Consider the following 21,984-nt stretch of genomic DNA (forward strand, 5'->3'; position numbering starts at 1 on the left):
TGGCTTCCTCAAAGCGCACAGTTACAATAAGGTCATTCTTATCGCCAGACTAAGGCTTATTTCGTGACAACCTCCCAGGCAGCCAACACTGTTATCGTCCTCGACTTCGAAACCACCGGACTCTCACCGAACATGGGCGATCGTGCCATTGAAATCGGTGCAGTTAAAATAGACAACGGCATCGTTGTGGATCGCTTTCAGCAATTGATGAATCCCGGCTTCAAAGTCAGCAGCTTTATTGCAGGCTATACCGGTATCACCAACCAAATGCTGCAACATGCTCCAGCCTGTGACGAAGTAATGGATCAGTTTGCCGATTTTATTGCCGGGTATAACCTCGTTGCTCACAACGCTTCCTTTGATCAGCGTTTCCTCGATGCCGAACTGGATAGCATAGGCCGAAGCTATGATGGGCAGTTTGCCTGCTCCATGCTCATTGCTCGCCGTTTGTACCAGCAGGCACCAAACCATAAGCTCGGGTCCCTAGTTGCCTATAAAGATATCGACAACGACGGCGTCTTCCACCGGGCCCTGGCAGATTCCGAAATGACGGCCAAACTGTGGCTGTTAATGCTGGAAGATTTAAAATCAGATCACCGGATCACCATGCCTGAATTTTCAGTGATGCAGAAGCTCTCCCGGACAGCAAAAGCGTCGGTTACTGCTTACCTGAGAAAACAAGCCTGCTGACAACTTCATCTATACATTTTGTTATAACCAATAAGGAATAATGATGGGACTATTCGACGCACTATTAGGTAATGCCGGCGAAATGAGTAACGAAGAGGCAACGGAAGAGCTTGCCACCATACTCGGTGCCGATGAGCAGATTGAGCTTGCCTACAAGTTAATTCGAGACATGATTGTTCTGACAGATCGTCGTTTGATCTTGATAGACAAACAAGGCATGACAGGCAAAAAAGTAGAATACCGTTCGGTGCCTTTTAAATCTATCACTATGTATACCGTTGAAACGACGGGTCATTTCGATCTAGATGCAGAGCTAAAGCTGTGGATTTCCGGCCAGTCTGAGCCTATTGCTCTGGAATTTAACGGCAAAACCAACGTTTACGCAATGCAGGGACTGCTAGCGGCTAAAATTGCTGGCAAGTAAGCTTAGCCTTGAGATAAGACTCGAACATTGAAGTAAAAAGCCACGAATGCGTGGCTTTTTAGTACTGCAGAAAATCATCTTACTCGTTTGTTATATTTCGATTCAGAATCTACAACTTCAGAATGTCTTGTAGCCAGGCCGAAATATCACGGATCTGAGGCATACAAACCTGGTGCTCCATCGGATATGTCCGCCAGTTTGGTTTACAACCAGCAGCCAGCAAGTCACTGACAGCGTCCTCACCCATGGTTGGCAATACCACGGGATCATAGCTGCCATGCATCACTTCCAGCGGGATATGCCTGTTCGCTTCACTAATTGTGATAATGTCAGACGTCGGAAAATAGGTAGAAAGTGCAAGCAGACCAGCCAGCTTGTGCTGAAAGCTCAGTGCGGCTTGATACGCGACTGCGCCGCCTTGTGAGAAGCCAGCAACCAATATACGCTCACTATCAATACCACGTTCCATTTCACGCTCAATTAAATCAGTAACTCGCCTTGCCGAATCCAGAAGTTGTTCGGTATTCAGTTTTCGCCCTGCCCCCATTTCCAGGATGTCGTACCAGGCAGGCATCACTATTCCGCCATTGATGGTTACAGCTAGCGATGGCGAATGAGGAAAGATAAAACGAACTGGTGCATCTAGCGGTAAGTTCAGCTCAGGCAAAATAGCCTCGAAGTCATGGCCATTGGAACCGAGTCCATGCAGCCAAATGACGGCGGCGGTAGCTTCAACCTTTGGCTCTACTTCAACACACGATAAATAAGTCATGATTAATCGGTCTGTTAGATAGATCTGATAGATAGGTGCCATCACCTTACACCGAATAGAAACACCTTTACCACCTCGTTTGTAAAACGGGCACTACCTCTATGACGAATAACAAAAAACCACTGCGACAATTACAGTGGTTCTATTGATCAGTTAACGGCTATACGGCTATGTGTACAAGCTATTCAGGTACCACCCGTGCCGTGTTTCCATCTATGTTCACCCTGACTCTTTGCCCGACCTGAAAGATCATGCTCGGGTTGACCTCCTGTACAATCGCAATGGTGTCACCATCATCCATCTTGATGGTCAGGTTGACACCGTCTCGTCGGGAAACACCTTCGGCCGCTTTACTACCGGCAACACCACCCAGTACACCACCACCGATTGCTGCAATATCCGAACCTGATCCCCCACCGATTTTTGAACCAAGAATACCACCAACAGCAGCACCGGCTATGGCACCGACAACCTGCCCTTCGCCTTCAATGCTGACCGGCTCAGTTTTCATAATGGTCCCATATCGCACTTGTTGGATTGTCCGCGTATCGGCAACACCATACGAGTCACCGTAAGGATTGTTGGAACAACCAGTGAACCCGAACATCGAAAGCATCAATACAACAGCGTAGAAACTCTTCACATCATCACCTGCCCGACAAAAACATCATTTCGATGCCATAAGTATAGCAAGATGTTTCTACAGCCCTTTATTCACAGCAGCGTTAACTGTTGGCAACTAACTTGATACCCAACACGACGAATACCGTTCCGACGAAGCGATCTAACCACTGGCTAAATCGTTGGTTACTTCTCAGTTTGTGGGTCAGCATAGAAGCGGCTAACACATAGATAACCTCAACGATGATTGCAACCGCGATAACCAAGAGTCCTAAATACATGAGCTGGAACGTAACAGAGCCATGTCCCTCACGGACAAACTGAGGCAGAAAGGCCATAAAAAAGATAGCAACCTTAGGATTTAGAATATCAACCAACACGCCTTGCTTAAAAGCCGCCATCGGTGTTTCTTTCAGCCCATGTTTTGCGTCGATATTCAACAAAGATCCAGAGGAAGAAAATGACTGCCAGGCTAAATAGATCAAATAGCCTGCCCCGATATACTTTACTACTGTAAATGCCAATGCTGATGAAGCTAATACAGCCGACAGTCCAACAGCGGCAGCAAATACGTGAAACAAAGCACCTGTACACACTCCAAGTGCAGAGGCTATGCCCACTTTTTTACCACTGGCTATCGTTTTGGTGAGGATATAAAACAAATCTGGCCCCGGGGCGATATTCAATGCAAGTGCCGTCGAAAAAAACAACAACCAAAAACCATAGTCAGACATTCAATTTCCTTATTAACACTAAATAACTCATCTCTTTTTCGATATAACCAAACTCAATAAGCAATTAATACCCCTTCCCCTTCAGTTACATCCTGGCAAAACCGATTTAGAGACACTTCACACTTTCACCTAAAAACTCTCACTCATAACAACAGCCACCACAAGCCAATTCACTGAAAGGCATCTACTATCACTTTCAAACCATTATTAAAAGTCATATGGAAAATATATATCCATATTCACCCAATTAATCTTCATATGAAAATTATGTAACTCTACAGTCATGTTAGCGACGGCATTGCTGCTTACATGGAACACCAACTCCCCATAGTGATGCCTTATGAAAAGGAACAAACAATGAAGCGAACCACTCCAACCAATAAGTTTTCATTATCCATGCGGCTGTTGCACTGGATTATGGCAGCACTCATTATCGGGCTCCTTGCTCTTGGGCTCTATATGGCGGCCCTTCCGATGGAATCTACTGATAAGTTCGCGTTATACCACTGGCACAGAGCCTTTGGCGTATTAGCTTTTATTCTGGTTTTTATTCGCCTGGTAGTAAGAGTTCGAAGTCAAATTCCCGAGATACCATCAAGCTTGCCCCTGCATGAACGTATAGCAGCTAAAACCGCTCAGTACACTCTGTATGGATTTATGCTCAGTATTCCGGTTGTCGGCTATATCGCTTCATCAGCTGTTCCCGATTTTCCCGGTGTTCCGCCGCTACATTCAATCTGGTTTTTCGGCATTGAACTACCACTGTTCCCGATAGAAAAAGACTACAACACCACAAAATTTATGATCACAATCCATAAATACCTTGCTTACGGCATGATTGGTGTTCTGTGTGCTCATATTGCGGGTGCGCTAAAACACCGATTCTTTGACAGACCTGAAAATGATGTGCTGGGGAAAATGATTTAGTTCGCATATTATTTCGAACAAACCCATGAAAAATCATAGCTATAGTTTTTGACAACGTCCTTTGACATACTGGTTAGTGATAATAATACCAACGGGTATTTTCACCAGTTTCAATCAAGGAAGAACAATGAAAGACGAAACGCTATCGATACATTATGGATACGAAACAGATCCGACAACCAAGTCTGTAGCTACACCTATTTATCAAACTGTGGCCTATGAATTTGATGACGCTCAGCATGGAGCGGATCTGTTTAACCTTGAGGTGCCGGGTAATATTTATACCCGAATTATGAACCCTACTAACGATGTACTGGAGCAGCGTATGGCGGCTCTTGAAGGTGGCATTGCCGGCCTTGTTGTCAGTGCTGGTAGTGCTGCAATTAACTATGCCATTCTCGCTTTGGCAGAAGCTGGCGATAACATTATTTCGACTCCCCAGCTATATGGCGGCACCTACACCCTGTTTGCCCATATGCTGCCGAAACAAGGTATCGAAGTACGATTTGCCAAAGATGATAGCCCTGAAAGCCTGGCAGAATTGATTGATGACAATACCAAAGCCGTTTACTGCGAAAGTATCGGTAACCCCGCCGGCAACATTGTCGATATTGAACGCATTGCCGAACTGGCTCACGCACAAGGAGTGCCGGTTATTGTCGACAACACAGTCGCCACGCCTGTCCTGTGTAAACCTATTCAGTTTGGTGCTGATATTGTGGTGCACTCCCTGACCAAATACGTTGGTGGTCACGGCACAACCCTTGGCGGCGTTATAGTCGACTCCGGTAAATTCCCATGGGCGGAGCACAAAGATCGCTTCCCGGTGTTTAACCAACCTGAGCCTTCATATCATGGTGTGGTCTATACCGAAGCCTTTGGTGATGCCGCGTTTATCGGCCGCGCTCGTACCGTACCGCTTCGCAATACCGGTTCTGCCCTGTCTCCGATGAATGCATTCATGCTGATCCAAGGGTTGGAAACCCTGCCTCTGCGGATGGAGCGCCACACTGAAAATGCACTTAAAGTTGCCGAGTTCCTGAAGAATCATGACAAAGTAAGCTGGGTTAGCTATGCCGGCTTGCCTGATTCGCCGTATTATCCGCTGGCGGAGAAATACATGGCAGGTAAACCCTCAGCCATTTTATCGTTCGGACTGAAAGACGGTTACGAGGCAGGTGTTCGCTTTTATGACAGCCTTAAAATCTTCAAACGCCTGGTAAACATTGGTGATGCCAAATCACTGGCTTGTCACCCGGCATCAACAACTCACCGCCAACTGAGCGAAGAAGAACAGCATCAAGCCGGGGTGAGCCCGGAGATGATCCGTCTCTCGGTAGGCATCGAGCATATCGAAGATATTCTAGCAGATCTGGAACAGGCCCTGAGCGCTTAATGGCTTAAGAGAAGAATTTAAACACCTGCAACATACCCACTATGTGGCTGCTAATACTTTAGCGGCCACATGTTTTTTGGGGCCATATTTTTCAAGAGCAAGCTAAACGTATAACAAGCCTGTTATAATGCCTGTGTATACTCCACACAGAGACGCCCTATTTTGTCACACAAAGCCTGCTCATCTGTTCCTCACTCTGACACCATCAAAGTGGCGACCTTCAATTTATGCAATTATCTTGAACCACCTTATGCCTTCTATGATTTCGAAAATATCTACAGCCTGGATCAATGGCAGAAAAAGCAAGACTGGATCAGCAACTATCTAATTGAGCAGCAGCCGGACATCATTGGCTTTCAGGAAGTCTTTAGCCCTGAATCATTGCAATTGTTAGTTAAGGAGCAAGGATACCCGTACTTTGCCGTGATAGATGAAGCTGAGCTCGTTGATGATTACATCTATCAGAGCCCGGTTGTAGCAATTGCTTCTCGCTACCCGATAAATGCAACATCACCCGTTAAGCCAAACGCTGAACTGGCAAAATCGATGGGGTTACAGGGTGACTTTCAATTCAGCCGTCAACCGATAAGGGCAACAATCGATATTCCCCATTTTGGTCCATGCGATTGTTATGTTGTGCACTTCAAATCCAAGCGCCCCGGCAACAGTGAAATCGACACACCAGTTGACAGTAGTCGCTATGCTGTAGAAGCCCTTACAGCCGAAATAACAGGGAGCTGGGCTTCAGCCATTCAGCGAGGCTCAGAGGCCGCGCTATTACTGGCAGCAATCATCGAGCAAAGGGCGCAATCAGGAAACCCAATCTTGCTGATGGGGGATTTCAATGACAACTTGCAAGATGGTGTGCTCCAGCATCTTCTGACCCATCATGTACGAAGACGCAATCAAGACAGCATTAACCACCTGTTAACCCCCTATCAACTCAACGACAGCTGGACATTATTTCAGGCAGCCAGCCAAACATCAGAGCACGATGAGCCGACACAACTACAGCGCCCCTACAGCCATTATTTCGGCACTAAGGGCTCGGTGTTGGATTACATTCTGCTATCTTGCGAGTTTGATGCAAAGTACCAAGAAAGCCTGGCGGAAGTGAGCAACTATCATACTTATGATCGGCACTTGATTAACCCAATTTTCGAGCGGGACAGCCAAAGTACCGATCACGCCGTGATTACGGTAAGCCTTACACTGCGTTCGTAGTCGGACGTGTTCTTCCTAACCGAATACCATCACGAATATTCAATCCGATTAACACGGCATTGGTAAAGCCAGCAACAAGTTCGATTATTTGTACTGTCCAGAACACTTGGTCAAACTGGCCGATAGCAGACCATGTCGCAAGAAAGTACGCGGCTGGAATCAAAATAATAACGCCGTTGGTGGCAGCAATTTTCATACGCAACTCTTTCTTGGCAAATACTCCTTTGGCCTTTGCCTTATAGAGCTTCTTCGCCGAGATGCCTGTTGCCATCATGGCAAGAACAAGTAACAACACACAAGCCAGGATACTTTGCTTAACCTGGGTGACAATAGCTAAATCTCCCCATAGTTCGGCCACAACAGTACTGGTAAAAAATGTCGCGATTAGCAGGAAGGCGCAAACCGCCGCGCATTTATGTACTTTCTTCAAAGTGCTAGTTTTCATAATTGCTTTCCTTTATTCCTTTCATTTAGATTACACTGCAATCATTGCGTAAGCAATGATTGCAGTGTAAATGATCAACAATGACCTCGCAACAGGAGAATAATTATGAAAGCCAGGGACCTTCCTGATAGCCTCGTAAGAAGGTCAAATCAGCATATACAGATTGAAAAGACGTACGCACTTCCCTTATAGTGCCCAAAGCGATTGAATTAACTAAAAGATCCTCATGAGTACAACCTTTGATCGACAAGAAAGTTTTGGCTGGTTAATAAATGTTGTTGCCAATAAAGCCGCTAAAACCTTTGATACCGAATTAAAAAAGCATGGGCTGTCTATTGCCCTCTGGCCAACCATGATGTGTTTGTGGGAAGAAGAAGGTGTCACTCAGCGTGACATTTCACAAAAATCCAAAGTAGAGAACTCTACAACTACGCGAACACTAGACAAATTGGAAAAACTTGGGCTGGTTGAAAGGCGCGATGACCCAAACAGCCGCCGTTCATACAGAATCTATCTCACAGATAGAGGGAGAGCACTAAAAAACGAAGTGATTCATCTCCCTGTTGCCGTCAACCAAGAGATGTTGTCTTCACTTGATGAAAGTGAGCAAAAAACCATGATTAAACTACTTAAGAAAATGGTCACGGCAATCTAGTTAAACTTCACCATAACCGGCAAACCTTCAATTTTCAGTTTGTCGGGAATGGGCTCTTCCAGGATCAACTTCACCTTCAGCATACTTTTTTGACCTTCAAAGGGGCCTGCCAGCTGAGGCGGTATTTTATCGGCGAGTTCGACCTCCCGCCCGACTCTAGCCCTGAGCTCTTCGCCGCTCGAAAACTGAATAACGGCCTTCTCATCCTGCTGAACTTTTTCGATATATTTCGGCAACACATAAGCATTGACCTGATATTGATAAGCCCTAGCCAATAGCAGTAAAGGGGTTTCTTCAAAAACCCAGTCACCGGGTTTCACCAACACATCAACCACTCGCCCATTACTAAAAGCTACTGGTTGAAGCTGAGTTAACCGGCTTTCCATTTCAGCCAAATCTCGCTTCAGCTCGTTCATTGCCATTGATTGCGCCCCTGCAGAAACCAGTTCTTGTATTTGTCTCATTTCGTCCACTTTGCGCTGCAGCGCCTGCTGGTAGATCAACTGAGACTGAGTGCGAATTTGCAAAACAGCAGCAAAATCGGCACTCGAAACCAGATTCTGCTTTTTGTACTTGGCATACTCTTTAAACACCGTTTCTTGATTTTCCGCCCCTTCCTTGGCAATACGGATCTCTTCGTCAAGGGCTGCCATTTTGGCCTGATTATAACGTCGCCAGTCAAACTTCAACTGTGAGAGCTGATAGCGCCGTTCAGCAATCCCCGCGCGAAGCAATGGTGAGGTCACCCTCATTAAAGGTGTTCCTTGCTCGACCTCTTGCCCGATTACGACAAAGACCTCATCAATTTGTCCTTCACCACTGGCAACCACGAGCTGGGGCTCTGTTGTCACTATGCCGGGCGCGGTTGTGATCACCCAGTCGCGGCCAACATACCAGAGCAGAAAGGCAACGGGGCTGAATGTCAGAATCAGAATAAAATACCAACGGAGATTGAACGCAACCCGCTTAGCAGGCGCATAAGGCACCCTGACGCCTTCTTCCTTGGCGGCATCCTGTTGCTTGGGAGAGTTGAACGTGACCTTCATCGAGACCTCTTGCCACTGCGCCCCTGCCACCAGCGAAAACGATGACCCCGTTTAAGCACCCACCATGGCGCCATTCCACTTTCCTCATGGGAGCTACGGAAGATCTCGTTTAGCAGAGCGACTGCTGCCCACATCCTGACAGCAAAGGTATAAATCGGAAATAACACAATCCAGAGTGCGATTTTCAAATCTGTCAACGGCCGCTCCGACACTGCTATAACAAATACCAGATAATTGATGATAGAAAACACCCAATAAATCAGGTACAACCCAATGATAATGGCGGCCACAAACTCCGAAGGATAGGCAAAGACTAACCACCACATATAGATAGTGACCAACAAAGGCAAGACAATATTCTGACCAATGCCGAATACCAAGGTGTAGATAAACGTCTTCCAACCTAGAATTCTAGGTGTCAGCGAAAAGATGTGTTTCCGCAAATATAAGAACAATAGATCACCATCCCAGCGAAGCCGCTGCTGACCAAGCGTTTTGATGGTATTCGGTACATCAGTATGACCAATCGCTTTTGGGGCAAAAGCAATCTTCATTCCGGGGTGGCGCTGAAGATAGTGTTTAATTCTGACGGTTAGATCGAGGTCTTCTGCGGTATGGGTATCCCAACCACCAATGCTGCGTAAAAAATCACGCCGGAACGCCCCAAACGCACCAGAGATATTGTTAATTAAATTCCATTCACTTAACCCAGTTTTGCCTCCGTGCATCGAAATCATATACTCGAACGCCTGCATCCGGGTCACCAGGCTGTCGTAGGTATTGCGGACTCTAAGCGCCCCGCCGACAGCCGGTACGTCAGGATCGTCAAAACAGCGCACTATTTCGTCAACCATATTGTTGTCAAAGGACGTATCGCCATCGACATTGATGATAATCTCTCCCTTTGCAACCGCCAGTCCCGAGTTCAGGGTCGATACCCGGCCACCGCGTTGCCATTTGGGCAACAGTACCAACTGCCGGTTTTTACAGCCTTCAAAGTTATGCAAGCAAGCCCGAGCGACCTGGTAGGTGTGGGCATTTTGCTGTGCACCATCAATAACGGCAATAATTTCAATCTGACCGGGATAAAGCTGTTCACGCAAGGTATCTACCGTCACCCGGATCGCTTCTCCCTCGGAATAGCAGGTGATAACACAAGAGACAACAGGCTGCTCACCGGATCGCTTCAATGCCTGTTCCTTATACTGCCTGGAAAACCACTTCAACACTCCGCTCAGAGTCAGGATCATCAAAGGCACCTCGAATGCCAGCAACATCGGTAGCAGCATCGCCATCACCAACGGCGTATTGGCAATATTTCCGGCAAAGTCAGTCAGGATGTAACGGACGGTAAACCACCATTCATTCATAAGACATCACCGTCGTAATGAGTCACAGTTGATATCCATTCCTTCAGCCAGTCTTCCGCTTTTTTTCCTTCCGGCACAGGCAATGCCTGTACCTGCACAACCACCTCTAACTTATCGAGGCCCTCGACTTCACTTAAACTGGCAATCCTGTCTCTGAGCGCTTCCCAGACACGCTCACTGGTGTGCGGTAACAGTAAAATTAAGATGTCATCAGAATACTGGCACACCACATCAGTTTCCCTAAAAATTCCCTGCATGCGTTTGACCAGCTCCTTGAGACGCTCCTGAACCCGCAACAGGCCGAGATCGATTTTTACCTCTGATAAATTCGAGAGCCAAATCAGCATCACCGTATTATCACCGCCGTATCGATTCTGGTTCGAGCTGGTCCACTGTAAGAGCCAGGGTAAATGGTCAACCGTTATAGGGGCCCCCCATGCAAGAGGTAGGTGGAGCAGGTGCGAACCTTCAAGAGCAATTTGACGTGCCAGTTTACCGACCTGAAACTCGTTAATAGGCGAGACAGTGAGATCATCAGGCGACTGTACTTCTCCGCAATCGTGGCAACGTACTTTGACGACAGCCTCAATAAAGCGGATGTAGCAGGAATAACAGCTATAACGCTCCAAGGGCCGGTCATAGTCAACACCAATATGCCGGAGCTTAGTCGAGCACTTAGGACATTGCATCACTCCCGACTGGATAAATACGTCTTGATCATCGACGTAACCGCATACAAAGCAATGCACCCCAGGTTTGAGGTGGATATCGATGCTATTACATTCAGGGCAGACATCGACATAGTTAAGACGACCGCTCTGACAGTTTCGACAAAGACGAATTCTGTCGATGAGTTTACCGGGAAGCAGCAAATGGTGCTCCACTGCCCTCATCAGGGCAAGGTTTGACTCAATTCCGACCAGGCAGTCCAATAACGGGTAACGATAGCCTTTTTGATAAATGGCAGACCACACGGGCGTGAGGTGAAAATGAGAACGCGGCCAGCAATACCAGGCCAGCAAATCCAGAGGCTCTGGATGAGGATTCTTGTGTAATAACGAGAGTTTTTCAATGATTGACGGGATCCTGTGCCGCATTTGTTCAAGGTACCCATCTGATAATACGTCCGACATTTTACTGCGCGAAACGCAAAAGACCGGTTGCAGACGACGCACCTCATCACTACGGATTTTCAGCAAAATTTCATCTTGACGAGCAGGCTCGACATTTACCAGTACAGAAGGGTATATATCAATATTCCACTCATCGACCCGGTCAACATTCGTTGGCAATTCCGCTACCGGATCACCAATCACCTGAATACTTTCATGCTTATCTATTGATTCAGCCATCTGTACATTCGCCTCAACGTCAAGGAACTTCAGCGGCAAACCAGCTTACCCGGTTGAACACATCCATTGATGTCAGTGATAAAACCCTTTTATGGCAATATGTTGTGTTATCAGTTTAGGACGGATCTACTCTAAGCCTTTTGTTCGGTTCTGAGAAGAAAGTGATATTGCTCAAGTAAATTATGCTTAAAAACACTCAACATTATGATTTTTAGCATGTTCTAGAAATTTTCTAATAGCTATCTACTCGCTTGTTTTGGCATAATCAGATATCTCAATACGAAAGAGTACGACACTGATCCATGAATGCCTTATCCCCTGCCAAACTGCTGTGCAGCGCAGTTATTCTTGCCGCATCCGGCCTGAGCTCCGCAGCGAATGCCGCCGCCAACTTCCCCTACAATTACTTTGAAGTTCGCGTGCCATTAAGTCCCGGGGGATTAGGTATTGCAGGTAGCCAGGAAATTCATCCCAATGCCCATATGATTGCCGAGGCCGAGAGTCATTTTGAAAATGACTGGATCATCGGTGCCGGATTGGGTTTCCATGCCGCCGTTAACCAGTTCACCGACTTAAACGGGCAAGTCAAGTTACTGTCCTTCAAGAATGAAGAAAATGACAAATCGATGGGTAGCCTGGCTTCTGAGCTGAACTTCGGCTTATCTGCCTGGATAATGCCCCAGCTTGAAACAGGCGGAAAGGTTGGTGTTATTGCAGCGGAGGAAGACATAACCATCTTTAGTCTCTATGCCCGCCTTCATACTGGCGATGCTTTTTCTATGGGGGCAGAGTGGCGAATTAAAGGTGTTAATGATCAGACGCTTGCTTTCTCGGTACGATACCCGTTTTAAGTCTATTATTGGCTAGGCCCCTTGTTTGGGCTTAATAGCAAGTATTACGATTCATAAGTGATAAGGAAATCAAAGATGTCTAAGAAAGTCTATTGTATTGCCCAATTCCAGCCCAAGGCCGGGCGCGAACAGGAATTGTTCGAGGCCCTGCAAGCCTTAGAGCCAAACACTCTTCGAGAAGATGGCTGTATCCAATATATTGTTACGCGCCACATTCCGAGCGATTTCGCTCCCGGAGAGTCATTCCCAATAGCTTTCAATGAGATATGGGCCGATATGGCGGCCTTCGAAGCCCACTGCCAGCGCGAAGAAATTCAGGGCTTTTTTGCCCAGCACTGTGAAGCCGAAACAGGGGCTGCCGAAAAATGGAATGTGTGTATTTATTCCGATGAGCCAAGCAACTACGATGCACCTAAACTAGGCTAAGCACCTTGTCTGGACAACTTACTTTTCTTCAACGTGAGTTGTCCTAACCGATTCTTTCCGCGATGTTTCTTGTTCCTCACCACTAACTTCATTTCAAATCACTAACCGCGTCAAGCATCACTATCCTAGCTCTCCCCTCATCCTAAAAGAGCCTTAAATGACAGAATTGTCATTATTCAACCAAGTGATGTGCGATTGTGCTCACAATTTTATAAAACACAGATACGTATTGCATAACTTTAGCGATCTCCGTCACTCTAGCCCCTAAGTATTAGATTTAGAATCATCAACTAAATTCCAATGACAATAATAAGTTAAATGATGAAAAAACATATCTTAGCCTCTGCCATCTGCCTCTCACTTGCCGGTCAGGCCTTTGCCGCAGATGGAGACATTGTTGATGTCACTATTCTTGGTACTTCAGATATTCACGGCCACTTCATGCCATGGGACTACGCTAGCGACAAACTCAATATGCGCGGTAGCCTGAGCCAAATTGCCACCAAGGTAAAATCAATCCGTGAAAAACAGAACAATGTGGTCCTAGTTGATGCCGGCGACACCATTCAAGGTAACTTCGTCGAGACGTTCAAAGACGAACCTGTTGACCCTATGATGCTGGGCTTCAACGAAATGGACTATGATATTTGGGTACTGGGCAACCACGAATTCGACTTCGGCCTTAATGTACTTAATCGTTCATTGACTCAGTTTAAGGGCACGTCGCTGGGCGGTAACATCAAACGTCCTGATGGCAACCCGTTCCTGCCTGCATACAAAATCATAGAAAAACAAGGTGTTAAAATCGGTTTCATTGGTATGGATACACCAATGACACAAGTATTTGCCGAAGGCACGAACCGTCTTCAAGGCGTGACGTTTACCAATCCGGCGCTCGAAGTGAAAAAAGTCATCAAGCAGATTGACGACAAAGTTGATGCTATTGTGCTTGTCGCGCATATGGGTATCGACAATGAAAATAACATCGAAGCAACCGGTGTCCGTGACATTGCCAACGTCAACCCGGAACTCGATGCTATCGTAGCCGGTCACATGCATACCCGAATTGATAAGGTTACAATTAACGGCGTCATTATCACCGAGCCGGACAAATACGGCCGTGCCCTTTCCCGTGTCGACCTGCAGTTCGAAGAAAGAAATGACCAATTCACGTTGGTGAACAAAGACAGCTACACCTACAAAATTAAAGGCACGGCTTCCGACGAAAAAATGGAAGAGCTTTATGCGCCTTACCATAAGCGCTTGCGTGAAAATGCAAACCGTGTAATTGCTGAACTTTCCGGTGTTGATCTGGTGCCAGAAAATGAAATCAAGGGAATTCCTCAGGTTCACATTCAGGATACAGGCATCAGTACACTTTTCCAGGAAGCCAGCATGTACTATGCGCCTAAGGCCAATGTTATTGCTCTGCAGATCGATAACGACAATGCAGAACTGGATGTCGGCAAAATCAAGGCAAAAGATATTGCCTACAACTACCAATATGCCGGTGGTGAGATCACAGTTTATGAGATGACGGGCAAAGAGCTGAAGACCTACATGGAATGGTCTGCCGGTTACTTTAATAGCGTTAAAGAGGGTGATGTTACCTACAGCTTTAACCCAGAGCGCCGCTCATCAAAATACTCAACCAATGACTTCTTTGCCGGTGTTACCTACACCATTGACCTGACAGAACCTGCGGGTCAACGAATCAAATCTCTGAAGTTTACTGATGGCAACATGATCACTGACACCACGCCTATACGTATCGGTATGAACAGCTACCGTATGGGCCACCTCACCAAGGCTGGCGGTGTGCTTGAAGGGCGTGATTTTCCGGTACTGTTCGATACTGAAGAAAAATACGGCGAAGACGCTGGCACAATTCGTAACCTGACCATCCGCTATCTGACCGAAGTGAAGAACGGCAAATATGAAGGCAAGCAAATGCACCGTTGGGCACTGAGCGGACTGGAAGGCTTTGAGAAAGAACGTAACATTGTTAAGGCGCTTATCAACGAAGGCAAAATTTCAGTGCCGAGCAGCAAGAATGGCCGCTATACCAACACGGCATCCATTAACGTAAAAGATAAGATTTTTACGACTAATGATGAATTCAAGCGTTATGTTGCCCAAATGGAGCAAAAGCTAAGCAGTAGCACTGAAGCGGCCGTTAAAGAGCAGATTGAGCGGGAACTTATTATTGCCAAAGCTCTAAATAAAGCCTAAAACGAACAAAATAATGACTGCAAAGCCTCCGTGAAAACGGAGGCTTTTTTGTGCTCGCTATTCGTTCAACAATCACCGCCACATCAACTTTTCACTTTCAAGTCAGTTCATTACATCTCCTATTTCAATGCCGACAGGTGTTTAAAGTTTGCTCGCAGTCTCAAATATTCAGCACCTAGCACACGAAATGATCTAATTGTGATATTTGGCCGTTTTTTAATACAAACTTACAATAAAATCCCAAAAACAAACAACAAAAGCAGTTCAACTATCCATATTTTACAAATATATCCACAGAAGTAGCTAGGTTGATTATTCAAATTCTAATCTAATTAACAAAGGGGTTGTTATGAGTACCGATGGAACTACTGTCGACAGACCGACAAAGAAAAAGCTCAGCTTTCCTTCCGCATATACAGTACTGTTTTGTGTTGCCGCGCTGGTGGCAATGCTGACTTGGTTTGTAGATGCCGGTGTCTACAACAAACTGTCCTACGAAGGTGATAGTTTTATGATCACCTATGCGGATGGCCAGACAGAGACACTGCCCGCGACACAGGAAACACTAGACAGTGTCGGCATTAAGGCTGATCTGGAAAAATTCGTCAATGGCGACATTTATAAGCCAGTGGGTATACCTAACTCCTACACCACTGTCGATCCTAACCCGCAAGGGATTATGGATTTATTCCAGGCACCGATTCAAGGCATGTATCAATCTATTGATGTCGTGTTCTTTGTTCTTGTGATTGGTGGCTTTATCGGTATCGTCAATCACTCTGGTGCATTTGGTTCCGGTATCAACCGTCTGTCACAAGTCATGACAGGGCGGGAAAAATGGCTCATTGTGATAGTGACAGCCTTAATTGCCCTGGGCGGTACAAGCTTTGGTATGGCTGAAGAAACCATTGCCTTCTACCCTATTCTCGTTCCCATTTTTATTGCCGCTGGCTATGACGCTATTGTGGCCCTCGCCGCGATTTATCTTGGCTCTTCTATAGGTACAATGTGCTCGACGGTTAACCCATTCAGTACCATCATTGCTTCTAACGCAGCCGGTATCAACTGGACCCTGGGCTTAGGTTCACGCATGGCATTGTTAATTGCCGGTACCGTTGTCTGCATGGTGTATATCATCCGCTATGCACAAAAGGTAAAAGCAGATCCAACCCAATCTCTGATCTATAACCAGAAAAAAGAAATTGAAGAACGTTTCCTTAAAAACATCGATACCAACGCATCGGCGACTAAGCTGGAAAAACGTCACTCAATTATTCTGACTCTGTTCGCCAGTACCTTCTTTATTATGGTATACGGTGTATCCAGCCTAGGCTGGTGGTTTGAAGAAATGACTACCTTGTTCTTCGTTTCTTCCATCATTATTGCCCTTGTTGACCGGATTCCGGAAAAAGAGTTTGTCCGCGAGTTTATTCAGGGTGCCAATGACTTGCTAGGTGTCGCACTCATTATCGCGATTGCCCGAGGTGTAACGGTATTGATGGATGGCGGCATGATCAGTGACTCTATCCTGCATGCCAGTGCCTCGATGGTTGAAGGCATGGATAAAGGCCTGTTCATTGTTGTCATGATGTTCCTGTTTGCAGGCGTGTCGTTCTTTGTACCGTCTTCATCAGGTTTGGCTGTGCTGTCGATGCCTATCATGGCGCCATTGGCCGATGTGGTCGGTATTCCGCGTGACAACATTGTCAGCTCGTATCAATTTGGCATGGGGCTCATGGCCTTTATTACGCCTACCGGTTTGGTACTCGCTTCACTGGCTATGGTGAATGTAACCTTCGATAAATGGTTACGGTTTGTTATGCCGCTTCTGGGCATTCTCATTGCGATGGCAGCTGCTACCTTGTTAATCAGCGTTTATATCTAATCCCGCTTTGACACCACCACCTATCACTCTCAATTCATACTTTTGGATTGAGAGTGAGTCATAATATATTCACTATGCTTTAACTACCGAGCGTTTATTTCATTGGATAACTATGTCAGAAAGCCAGTCTGTCCCATCTATACCGCAATTTACAATCACGGTATTGCTCTATGACCAATTCGATTTGCTGGAAGTCTCCGGCCCGCTTGAAATGTTTGGCACCCTGCCCGAGCATTTTGACATTCAGTTTGTCTCCCAGTCAGGTCGTCCGGTAGCCAGTAGACAAGGTCCCAAACTAGTTGCAGACTTCAGTATTTATAATTCTCATAAAACAGATATTTTATTGGTTCCCGGCGGTGAGGGCGTAGAACAGGCAATAACCAATACATTACTCATTGACTGGCTCCAGCAGCAGAGCAGCAATGCCAGTTACATTTGCTCGGTCGGAACAGGGGCTGCCTTGCTGGCGCAGGCTGGCATACTAAAAGATAAAGCAGCCACAACAAACAAAAAGCGTTATCGTTGGGTTACCGGTATTGGCAGCGATATTAACTGGTATCCTGTGGCTCGTTGGGTTAAAGACGGCAGGGTGTTCACCTCATCCGGTGTATCAGCAGGCATCGATCTGTCTCTGGCAGTAATCGCACAACTGCTTGATGAAGAAACTGCTCGTAAAACCGCGATAGAGGCTGAATATATCTGGATCAATGATCCCAGTGATGATCCTTTTGCTCCCCTGCATGTTGTTCATTAGCATCATGATATTGCGGTAAAGGCTGTTACTCCCACATGATGTAGCACTGCTCTTTTTCTGCCGCTTTCAGCATATCGATAAGAGGCAAGGCACGTGTATTCAGGCTAATCACAGGCTCAACATCTTGCTCATCACACGCGTCGACTTCCCGCTCCTGAAGTTCTCCGTGCTCCCGGGAATCAAGTTCTAACTGATGTATTCGGCCCGCCGCCTGCTGCAAATTCGAAAGCGCCACCGAGATATGCTCAGCATCAATCGCACCGGGAATATTCTCGCACTGTCCCATCATTCTCAGCATTTGTTTTGCTACATCGCCAAACATGACAACATTTCCGCTCACCTTGCAACTAAAAGTCACTAACATATTCGCTCCAATATTTAATCTATCGCTTTATTACCAAGCACCCAACTAAGTGACGATTTCCCGTTGTTTATCACGTCGAGCAAAAATGAAACCTGCCAACACGCCCGCCAATGCGCCAAAGAAGTGGCTCTCATAGCTTACCCAGCTATGAGCCGGGATGAATCCCCACACCATTGAGCCGTATAAGAACATCACAATTACCGCGATTGCTATCGATTTAAGGCTACGGTACATAACGGCATAGACCAGCAAATAAGCCCACAAACCATAAATAATACCGCTGAGCCCGACATGAAAATGCATCCGGCCAAAGATCCAAACCCCGACACCACTCCCGACCCAACTGATCATAAACACCGCGATCAAGCGCGCTAAACCAGAACGGGAAACCAGGTAGCCCAATACCGAGAAGGAAACCAAATTGCTTATTAGATGAGCCCATGAGCCGTGCAGGAAAGGGTAAGCAACAATACCTGTGAAGTGGCTAAAATGCCTCGGCAATAGCCCGTAATCACTCAGCTGACCACGAAAGAACACATTGGCAATATGTATCGCAGTGGTGAACAAACAAATGAAGCCAATCAGTATTAGTGAGTCTTTATCACTTTGTCTCAATAGCTCGCCCTCAAAAGTTTCATACTGTTAGTATAAGGCGTTTTTCTATCTGATTCAGTGAATTATACCCAAACTACCTCAATATCAGACGCAACGACAATCAAGGGCTAAATGAATGGCTTCAATATCACGTAAGCTCCCAGCTTTGAAGCGGCTTACCAAAACGATTGGCGGTGCTGGTAGTCTATGTTGTTCTTGGAGCGCTGGCGCTTTCCGGCAATAAAGAAATTACGCCCAAGTAACAGCCTTATTTGACTTAACGTTTCTCTTGCCAACAAGTTACGCTCACTGCCCGTCCAGCAGCGGTTCGTTGTATGTTTAATGGCTGCTAGTGCATCCGGGGAGGCTTGCGAGATCTGACGACAAAAAGCCTTGGCCGCCGCCATCGGATCATCGCTGACATCAGTGACTAATGAGAGTTGTTGCGCTTGTTTACCAGAGACAATCTCACCAGTCATGGTAAGTCGCATCGCAACATCTTTAGGCACCACCTCTCTTAACGACAGTAATCCGGCCATGTCAGGGACCAGCCCCCAACGCACCTCCATAATAGAAAGCTCACTGTCGGAAGTCACAAACCTGAAATCCGCTCCCATCACAATTTGCAGTCCGCCGCCGTAACAGCGTCCTTCTATAACTGCAATAACCGGAACAGGGATCTGACGCCAATTCCGAGAGACCCTTTGGGCTAAATTGGCATTCCCCGGCAAAATTTTTGCCAATAATCGCAAAGCCTTGCTTTTCGAAGTCGCGACACTTTTTATATCCAGCCCGCTACTAAAGCTTCCTCCGTTCCCGGTCAGGATCACAGCGCGTATATCTTTTCTCTTTTTCAACTGCTTACTGACCGCATCAAGTTCACGAAACATTTCCATATCCAGCGCATTTAACTTTTCCGGCCGATTTAGCGCCACCGTCACAATGCCCTGCTCTTCTGTCACTTCCAATTTGTTCCAATTCATGAATAATACCCTTATCTGGTCCGTCCAGTTAAATTTAACACAAAGAGAACAAAAGACTAACTTTTAAGCAGGATAACTGATGCCATTGACAAAAATTATTTCTTCTAACCAAGCCATATCAGAAACAACAGCATATTGGGTGATTATTACCCACACTTAAAAACAACAACATAAATCAATTGCATATTGATATTTTCTCGGTACACTCCTCCGAAAACAAGAAGAAAGGCAGCCAGGTTTCAGTAGATATGAATGTTATTGAAAAGTTATGCGTGGTTACAGCCATTTACGGTCTGGCGGCATGCAAAACTGAAAACCAACTCGATCTTGGTTCATTGAACATTGATCCATACAATCAAGATGTTGCTATTTCAGGCCTTATCGTAACAAAGCAACACAGCCCATTATCGGTTCCTGAAGAGTACAGTCATATTCATACTCTTTCTTCTCACCTGCTCGAACATCATTGGTTGCAACACGCTAACTTTCTAGGCGATCTCGCCGAGTTAAAGGCTATGTTCAAGAAAACAAGCCTGCCTGAAGCGGCTTCATTCATCACAGCTCTGGAAAAATCCAAAAAACGTTATCTCAGTTACCTCAGTAACGTTGACGCGATAGCAGTTGGAATGCAGCGGAAAATCGACAAAGATCTGAAGAACTATCGCCATTCAATATATGAACTGAGCAATAAGATTCACTTTTTAGAAACGTCTGAGATCACTTATCAAGAAAGAGTTAACTCACTTGAAGCAAAGGTAAAATCTCAATCTAGTCGATATAACCAACTCTCAGCGGCATTTCGTCAAGCATTACAGCGCACCATCAATAACCATGATTCCAGCATCAAGCTAATTGATGAACTCACGTTCAGTTATGACAATCGGCCTCATGGCATTTGTCGGCAATTTCACGGAATATCAGAACTCCTGACAACAGTCACAACGAACTGTGTATACATCAACCGTGATCAGTTGCTAGCCCCCTTTCCTGACTATTTGAAAGAAAAAGCATCGAAATTGATTGATAGCTATGCAGCTGATATATGGCATGCGATGACCGAACTCAATGGCTACTTTGATACAGCAAATAACACACAACATTTTCCCGATAACCTAAACTACCAACTTGCGCAGGCTCGACGGGCACTGAGAGAAAAAACTTATATAAACGAACGAGAGTCGGCGCTGCTGCTTCACCGCTACCAACAAGAACTGGTTCATATCAAGCAGCAACGGGACGAAGTACTCAACTTAGCTTATCTCGATGAAAACCTGCGCATTGACACACAATCCGAGGCCTTTATTCGCAAGCTCAACTTATCTGTTTCCCCCCTTGAGCCCTTCTCAAATCTTTATCAGTCAGCGGATATCAAACAGCGATTTACCCATGCGTACGCCGAAAAGATCATCAGCCAGTATCCATACGAGCTTTCCTTTACCGTCTCTTCATCTGGGTATTTCTCGATCCCAAATAAGAGTGACGCCACAGGTGTGATTTTCTATTTCAACGATATCAAACAATTTCTTAGCTACGACCTGACAAAACATGGCCAACGCCCGGAAATTATTAACAAAAACAGTGCTGGATTGTCCCTCAACACCCAATCACTGATCGATGTGCTAAGCGGTAAGCTAAAACAACGTTGGGCTATTTAACCTCCCGTTCGAAACCAAAGGCTTCGGCGGTTATCAACCATTCACTGGCTGTTGCTGAAGAAATCGGCTCCCTATTGTGAATAATGGTTGTGAGATCACCGCCAGTACACGTGGTGCCGTTCTGCTCGATCGTGGCACTAAACAAAGGCAGGTGATGATTTGATGACACACACCACTCCCCTTTGAAAACACCATCTTTCAATTTACAGACCTGTGCCATTAACTCGATATATTCTTCAACAGATCCTTTTTCTTCATCAATACACCAAAACCGTTCATAGCTAATGTAACCATCACGCGGATGGTAGATCTTGCCGGGGATAACAGCTGTTACATCCAATACACCCCCGCGGGTCGCTTTCACAAACTGCTCAGAGATTGTTGAAATATCATCAGAGGTGTTGGCGGTAGGCTTCGAATAAAGATCACTTATACACGATGCCGTAAATACACATGCAAAAACAAACAAGATCTTGGTTTTACTCATATTCAGCAATACCCCTACGCCATCTCATCTTACCATCGTCTATTTTCACGCAAGCATGTTACTAAGCATATACCCAAAGGCACCGGAATACTGAATC

The 21,984-nt window shown here is 46.0% G+C and carries 23 protein-coding genes; 12 read left to right on the forward strand and 11 right to left on the reverse strand.

The annotated features are described in order from the left end of the window. The first annotated feature begins 63 nt into the window (after positions 1 to 63). A complete protein-coding gene (locus L4D19_RS18735; RefSeq protein ID WP_428453737.1) occupies positions 64 to 690 on the forward strand; it encodes a 3'-5' exonuclease in 627 nt (208 codons plus the stop codon). A gap of 40 nt (positions 691 to 730) precedes the next feature. Next, the gene (locus tag L4D19_RS18740) at positions 731 to 1,114 is read left to right on the forward strand and encodes a PH domain-containing protein (RefSeq protein ID WP_428453738.1); all 384 of its coding nucleotides are present in this window, start codon (positions 731 to 733) and stop codon (positions 1,112 to 1,114) included. A gap of 109 nt (positions 1,115 to 1,223) precedes the next feature. On the opposite strand, the gene L4D19_RS18745 is transcribed toward L4D19_RS18740, so the two are convergent. From L4D19_RS18745 to L4D19_RS18755, 3 genes are all read right to left on the reverse strand, one after another. Further along, complete coding sequence (locus L4D19_RS18745; RefSeq protein ID WP_428453739.1) at positions 1,224 to 1,886, reverse strand: alpha/beta hydrolase; 663 nt, start codon at positions 1,884 to 1,886, stop codon at positions 1,224 to 1,226. Positions 1,887 to 2,067: 181 nt separating this feature from the next. Further along, positions 2,068 to 2,502, reverse strand: a complete 435-nt coding sequence (locus L4D19_RS18750; protein WP_160649468.1) for an outer membrane lipoprotein — start codon at positions 2,500 to 2,502, stop codon at positions 2,068 to 2,070. A gap of 109 nt (positions 2,503 to 2,611) precedes the next feature. Further along, positions 2,612 to 3,241, reverse strand: a complete 630-nt coding sequence (locus L4D19_RS18755; protein WP_428453740.1) for a LysE family translocator — start codon at positions 3,239 to 3,241, stop codon at positions 2,612 to 2,614. Positions 3,242 to 3,598: 357 nt separating this feature from the next. On the opposite strand from L4D19_RS18755, the gene L4D19_RS18760 reads away from it, so the two are divergent. The 3 genes from L4D19_RS18760 (at position 3,599) to L4D19_RS18770 (ending at position 6,788) form a co-directional block, all read left to right on the forward strand. Further along, complete coding sequence (locus tag L4D19_RS18760; RefSeq protein ID WP_428453741.1) at positions 3,599 to 4,168, forward strand: cytochrome b; 570 nt, start codon at positions 3,599 to 3,601, stop codon at positions 4,166 to 4,168. Positions 4,169 to 4,295: 127 nt separating this feature from the next. Further along, positions 4,296 to 5,564, forward strand: a complete 1,269-nt coding sequence (locus tag L4D19_RS18765) for an O-acetylhomoserine aminocarboxypropyltransferase/cysteine synthase family protein (RefSeq protein ID WP_428453742.1) — start codon at positions 4,296 to 4,298, stop codon at positions 5,562 to 5,564. Positions 5,565 to 5,726: 162 nt separating this feature from the next. Next, the gene (locus tag L4D19_RS18770; RefSeq protein ID WP_428453743.1) at positions 5,727 to 6,788 is read left to right on the forward strand and encodes an endonuclease/exonuclease/phosphatase family protein; all 1,062 of its coding nucleotides are present in this window, start codon (positions 5,727 to 5,729) and stop codon (positions 6,786 to 6,788) included. Here L4D19_RS18770 and L4D19_RS18775 read toward each other — a convergent pair. After that, positions 6,772 to 7,233: a hypothetical protein gene (locus tag L4D19_RS18775; protein ID WP_075767424.1), complete on the reverse strand. Its 462-nt coding sequence runs from the start codon at positions 7,231 to 7,233 to the stop codon at positions 6,772 to 6,774. The genes L4D19_RS18770 and L4D19_RS18775 overlap by 17 nt on opposite strands. 226 nt (positions 7,234 to 7,459) lie before the next feature. On the opposite strand from L4D19_RS18775, the gene L4D19_RS18780 reads away from it, so the two are divergent. Beyond that, complete coding sequence (locus L4D19_RS18780; protein ID WP_160649113.1) at positions 7,460 to 7,888, forward strand: MarR family winged helix-turn-helix transcriptional regulator; 429 nt, start codon at positions 7,460 to 7,462, stop codon at positions 7,886 to 7,888. On the opposite strand, the gene L4D19_RS18785 is transcribed toward L4D19_RS18780, so the two are convergent. Genes L4D19_RS18785 through L4D19_RS18795 form a run of 3 tightly spaced genes read right to left on the reverse strand, consistent with a single transcriptional unit; the run spans position 7,885 to position 11,656 of the window. Further along, complete coding sequence (locus tag L4D19_RS18785) at positions 7,885 to 8,934, reverse strand: HlyD family secretion protein (protein ID WP_428453744.1); 1,050 nt, start codon at positions 8,932 to 8,934, stop codon at positions 7,885 to 7,887. The genes L4D19_RS18780 and L4D19_RS18785 overlap by 4 nt on opposite strands. After that, positions 8,931 to 10,304, reverse strand: a complete 1,374-nt coding sequence (locus tag L4D19_RS18790) for a glycosyltransferase family 2 protein (protein WP_428453745.1) — start codon at positions 10,302 to 10,304, stop codon at positions 8,931 to 8,933. Before L4D19_RS18790 ends, L4D19_RS18785 begins: the two co-directional genes overlap by 4 nt. Beyond that, positions 10,301 to 11,656 (reverse strand): TackOD1 domain-containing metal-binding protein, encoded by a 1,356-nt coding sequence (locus tag L4D19_RS18795; protein WP_428453746.1) that lies wholly within the window; start codon positions 11,654 to 11,656, stop codon positions 10,301 to 10,303. Before L4D19_RS18795 ends, L4D19_RS18790 begins: the two co-directional genes overlap by 4 nt. A gap of 302 nt (positions 11,657 to 11,958) precedes the next feature. Between L4D19_RS18795 and L4D19_RS18800 the strand changes: the two genes are divergently transcribed. The 5 genes from L4D19_RS18800 (at position 11,959) to L4D19_RS18820 (ending at position 17,804) form a co-directional block, all read left to right on the forward strand. Further along, entirely contained in the window at positions 11,959 to 12,507 is a 549-nt protein-coding gene (locus L4D19_RS18800; protein ID WP_428453747.1) for a hypothetical protein, read from the forward strand. Positions 12,508 to 12,582: 75 nt separating this feature from the next. Continuing rightward, a complete protein-coding gene (locus tag L4D19_RS18805) occupies positions 12,583 to 12,933 on the forward strand; it encodes a putative quinol monooxygenase (protein ID WP_428453748.1) in 351 nt (116 codons plus the stop codon). Between the two features lie 321 nt (positions 12,934 to 13,254). After that, positions 13,255 to 15,165, forward strand: coding sequence for a bifunctional metallophosphatase/5'-nucleotidase (locus tag L4D19_RS18810; protein WP_428453805.1), 1,911 nt, complete (start codon positions 13,255 to 13,257; stop codon positions 15,163 to 15,165). Positions 15,166 to 15,514: 349 nt separating this feature from the next. Then, a complete protein-coding gene (locus tag L4D19_RS18815; protein WP_428453749.1) occupies positions 15,515 to 17,050 on the forward strand; it encodes a YfcC family protein in 1,536 nt (511 codons plus the stop codon). Between the two features lie 112 nt (positions 17,051 to 17,162). Further along, complete coding sequence (locus tag L4D19_RS18820; protein WP_428453750.1) at positions 17,163 to 17,804, forward strand: DJ-1/PfpI family protein; 642 nt, start codon at positions 17,163 to 17,165, stop codon at positions 17,802 to 17,804. Positions 17,805 to 17,829: 25 nt separating this feature from the next. Here L4D19_RS18820 and L4D19_RS18825 read toward each other — a convergent pair whose 3' ends face one another. The 3 genes from L4D19_RS18825 to L4D19_RS18835 all read right to left on the reverse strand — a co-directional run bounded on the left by L4D19_RS18825 (position 17,830) and on the right by L4D19_RS18835 (position 19,745). Then, a complete protein-coding gene (locus L4D19_RS18825) occupies positions 17,830 to 18,168 on the reverse strand; it encodes a DUF1840 domain-containing protein (RefSeq protein ID WP_428453751.1) in 339 nt (112 codons plus the stop codon). Between the two features lie 45 nt (positions 18,169 to 18,213). Beyond that, positions 18,214 to 18,783 (reverse strand): rhomboid family intramembrane serine protease, encoded by a 570-nt coding sequence (locus L4D19_RS18830; RefSeq protein ID WP_428453752.1) that lies wholly within the window; start codon positions 18,781 to 18,783, stop codon positions 18,214 to 18,216. A 155-nt stretch (positions 18,784 to 18,938) separates the two neighbouring features. Then, positions 18,939 to 19,745 (reverse strand): crotonase/enoyl-CoA hydratase family protein, encoded by an 807-nt coding sequence (locus tag L4D19_RS18835; protein WP_428453753.1) that lies wholly within the window; start codon positions 19,743 to 19,745, stop codon positions 18,939 to 18,941. A 248-nt stretch (positions 19,746 to 19,993) separates the two neighbouring features. Here L4D19_RS18835 and L4D19_RS18840 point away from each other — a divergent pair, with 248 nt between their 5' ends. Further along, the gene (locus L4D19_RS18840) at positions 19,994 to 21,400 is read left to right on the forward strand and encodes a hypothetical protein (protein WP_428453754.1); all 1,407 of its coding nucleotides are present in this window, start codon (positions 19,994 to 19,996) and stop codon (positions 21,398 to 21,400) included. On the opposite strand, the gene L4D19_RS18845 is transcribed toward L4D19_RS18840, so the two are convergent. Next, positions 21,393 to 21,887, reverse strand: a complete 495-nt coding sequence (locus L4D19_RS18845) for a hypothetical protein (RefSeq protein ID WP_428453755.1) — start codon at positions 21,885 to 21,887, stop codon at positions 21,393 to 21,395. The genes L4D19_RS18840 and L4D19_RS18845 overlap by 8 nt on opposite strands. Positions 21,888 to 21,984 lie beyond the last annotated feature (97 nt).

This window comes from Photobacterium kasasachensis (assembly GCF_050336885.1).
GTDB lineage: Bacteria > Pseudomonadota > Gammaproteobacteria > Enterobacterales > Vibrionaceae > Photobacterium > Photobacterium kasasachensis.